At 77.1% G+C, this 3,207-nt stretch carries 1 protein-coding gene; it reads right to left on the bottom strand.

The window, feature by feature from the left end:
• Window positions 1–6: 6 nt before the first annotated feature.
• Window positions 7–3,207: dTMP kinase (tmk, locus tag AOK16_RS23165; RefSeq protein ID WP_107098434.1), on the bottom strand; the 3,201-nt coding region annotated here is incomplete at its 5' end.

Raw genomic sequence — 3,207 nt, 5'->3', positions numbered from 1 at the left:
GGTGGTTCAGCGGCCTCCGCGGCGGCGGTTGTTGTCTTCGTCGTGCGGGCCCAGGAGTTCATCGGCCAGGGTGGGGAGGTCGTCGAGGGGGGTCTCCTCGGCCCAGTCGGGGCGGGGGCGGCGGCGGGGGGCGCCGGACTGGTCGGGCTGGGGCAGTTCGTGCGTACGCTCGTTGTCCCAGCCGCGCTCGTCGCGCCCCTCCTGCCCCCGCGCCGAACTCCCGTCCTCCGGACGGAACATCCACGGCGGCACCCGGTCAGCCGGGTCCGAAGACCGGTCCTCGCGGGGCGCGCGGGCGCCGGAAGCGCCGTGCTCCTCGAGCCGTACGGGCGGGAGCACCGCCGTCTCGTCGGTCTGGTCCGTCTCCCCCGACACGGGTGGCCGCGGCATGACCCGCGTCTCCTCCACGTCACGGGACCGGGGCCGGTCCTCGCCGTGCCGCCGCGCCGCATCGCCGCGAGAGACCTCCGCAGACCCCTGGCTTCGATCCTCCCGGGGGCCACGGGAGGCCTGCGCAGACCCCTCGCCTCGACCGCCCTGGGCCCAACCGGCCTCGCCCCGATCCGCCTGGTCCCGACCCGACTGGTCCGCCGCGTCGCCGCGGCCCCGCTCGGCCTGGTCCGCGTCGTCGCGGATCCGGTCGTTCCGGTCGTTCCGGTTCCTGCCGTCCCGGCCCGCCGGGCCGTCGTGGTCCTCGTTCCGGTCGCGCTGAACTCGCGGGTCCACGCGGGGAGTCGGGACCGTCTGCGTGACCTCCGAGTCCGGGTCGGAGTCCGCTGCCGGGGCGGTGGCAGGCTGCCCGCCCGGCTCACCACCGGATCGGCCCTCCTCGCCCGGACCCCGCCTCGACGTCTCCACCGTGGCCGCGTCGGCCACGTCGTCCGCCCGGCCAGGCGCGCCCGCGCCCGTACCGCCGCCAGGCCTGCCCGGACCCTCAGCCGCACCGCCACCAGGCCGACGCCTACCCCCACCCATACCACCGGGCGCACCCGGGCCCTCGCTCGCACCGCCACCAGGCGCACCGGCGCCCGCGCCCGCACCCATGTCGCCCTCCGCGGCCGCGGCCCCCGCCGCGGCCGCCTCAGCTGCCAAGCGGGCCTGTTCCGCCCGGAGCAGCGCTTCCTCCGCACGGCGCTGCCGCTCCAGGCGGCGGGCCTCGGCCTCCTCGCGGAGGCGGGCCTCCTCCTCGGCCTGGCGGCGCAGGCGCTCCTGCTCGGCGGCACGCGCGCGTTCCTCGGCCGCGCGGCGGGCGCGCTCCTCCTCGGCCTGGCGGCGGGCCTCCTCGGCGTGCAGCCGCGCCTCCTCCGCCCGGCGCTCCTCCTCCAGGCGCCGGGCTTCCTCCGCCTCGCGGCGGGCCCGCTCCTCTTCCTCGGCGCGCAGCCTGGCCAGTTGCTCCTGGCGCTCGCGCTCCAGCCGCTCTTCCTCGGCCTTGCGCGCGGCCTCCTCTGCCTCCCGGCGCTTACGCTCCTCCTCGGCGGCCTTGCGGGCCTCCTCCTGAGCGCGGATCTCCGCCTCCGACAGCGGCAGGACCTGGTCGAGCCGGTGGCGTACGACGGTGGTGACGGCCTCCGGCTCTTGGCCGGCGTCCACCACCAGGTAGCGCGCCGGGTCCGCGGCGGCCAGGGCCAGGAATCCGGCTCGTACGCGCGCGTGGAACTCGGGCGGCTCGGACTCCAGCCGGTCGGGGGCCTCGGTGAAGCGTTCCCGCGCGGTCTCCGGGGCGATGTCGAGCAGCACCGTCAGATGCGGCACCAGGCCGTCCGTCGCCCATCGCGAGATCCGGGCGATCTCGGTCGGGGAGAGGTCGCGGCCGGCGCCCTGGTAGGCGACGGAGGAGTCGATGTACCGGTCGGTGATGACGACGGCCCCGCGCTCCAGGGCGGGCCGGACGACCGAGTCGACGTGCTCGGCGCGGTCGGCCGCGTACAGCAGGGCCTCCGCGCGGTGCGAGATCCCGGCGCTGGAGACGTCCAGCAGGATCGAGCGGAGCCGCTTGCCGATCGCGGTGGCACCGGGCTCACGGGTGACGACCACTTCGTGGCCCTTGCCGCGGATCCACTCGGCGAGCGCCTCGACCTGGGTGGACTTCCCGGCCCCGTCCCCGCCTTCGAGGGCGATGAAGAAGCCCGTACCGGCCGGGGCCTCGCTCGGTTCGCCGCCGCGCAGCGCGTCCCGCAGGTCGCGGCGGAGCGGAACCCCGGACCGGTCATCGGTCTTCACCAGCACCAGCGCCGCGACCGGCAGCAGCAGCGCGCCGACCAGCATCAGCGTGAACGCGGCGCCGCCGTGCGCGAAGACGAAGTCCCCGCCGGCCAGCCGGTGCGGCCCGATGGCCGCGGCCAGCAGCGGCGCGGCCACCGCGCCGAGGGCCACGAACACCCGCACCACGGCGTGCAGATGCTCGGTCGCACGGGCCCGCCGGTGCTCCTCGGTCTCCTGGTCGAGCAGCGCGTGCCCGGTGTGCGCGGCGACCCCCGCCGCCGTACCGGCGAGCAGGGAGAGCAGCAGCACGGTCGTGGTGTCGGAGACCAGCCCGGTGGCGAGCAGCGCGAGCCCCGCGAGACCGGTCGCCAGAGCGAGCAGCCGGCGCCGGGAGAGCGCGGGCAGTACGCGGAGGGCGAGCCGGATGCCGGCCACTGTGCCCCCGGTCAGCGCGAAGACCAGCAGCGCGAAGGAGACGGGCCCGCCGCCGAGGTCGGCGGAGTGCAGCGCGGCGACCGCTACCGCCGCCGCGATCGCACCGGCGACGGCGGAGCAGGTCAGCACGAGCAGCGGGATCGCGCCCGTACGCCCCTTGTCCGCGCCGGACGCGGACCTCGGGCGGCGCAGCCCCTCCAGCGGGGAGCGCGGCCGGGGCGTCCGGGTGCCGGGCAGCTCCAGGAAGTAGACGACCGAGACGGAGGCGGCGAAGAGTCCGGAGGCCACGTACGAGCCGAGGGCCACCTGGTGGAGCTGGAACCACTCGATGCCGGCGCCCAGCAGCGTTCCGAGGAGCGTGACGACGGCGAGGCCCGCGGCCGCGATCGGCAGCGCGACGAAGCCCGTGCGCAGCGAGAGGCGGCGCAGCGCGTCGAGGTGGTCGGGCAGGGGCCGTACGGCGGCGCCCTCCGGCGGCGGGGCGGGCAGCAGGGCGGTGGCGGCGCTCTCCTTGGCGACCGTCCAGAAGCGCTCGGCGACCCCGGCGACGAAGACGGTGACCAGGAGCGC

Source organism: Streptomyces pathocidini (assembly GCF_001418495.1).
Classification (GTDB): domain Bacteria; phylum Actinomycetota; class Actinomycetes; order Streptomycetales; family Streptomycetaceae; genus Streptomyces; species Streptomyces pathocidini.
This window is presented reverse-complemented; position numbering and strand designations above follow the sequence as displayed.